The organism is Microseira wollei NIES-4236 (genome assembly GCF_020521235.1).
GTDB classification, from domain to species: domain Bacteria; phylum Cyanobacteriota; class Cyanobacteriia; order Cyanobacteriales; family Aerosakkonemataceae; genus Microseira; species Microseira wollei.
Window position 1 is genome coordinate 1 of record NZ_BLAY01000689.1, and the last position, 262, is coordinate 262.

The 262-nt window shown below is 49.2% G+C and carries 1 protein-coding gene; it reads left to right on the forward strand.

Annotated features, from left to right (window positions below):
• Nucleotides 1-21: 21 nt before the first annotated feature.
• Nucleotides 22-262: hypothetical protein (locus MiSe_RS50265; RefSeq protein WP_226595116.1), on the forward strand; the 241-nt coding region annotated here is incomplete at its 3' end.

Sequence of the window (262 nt, forward strand, 5' to 3'; positions counted from 1 at the left end):
GCAATAAATTCCTCCCTTGCCGTGCCCCGACCAATGATTCATATCCATTCCCGATTCGATATCAAAGTAGGGGCACGGCATCAGTCAGGTTGGTTGCCAGCAATAAATTCCTCCCTTGCCGTGCCCCTACCAATTATTCAGATCCATTCCCGATTCGATATCAAAGTAGGGGCACGGCATCAGTCAGGTTGGTTGCCAGCAATAAATTCCTCCCTTGCCGTGCCCCGACCAATTATTCATATCAAGTTCGGTCGATTACCCA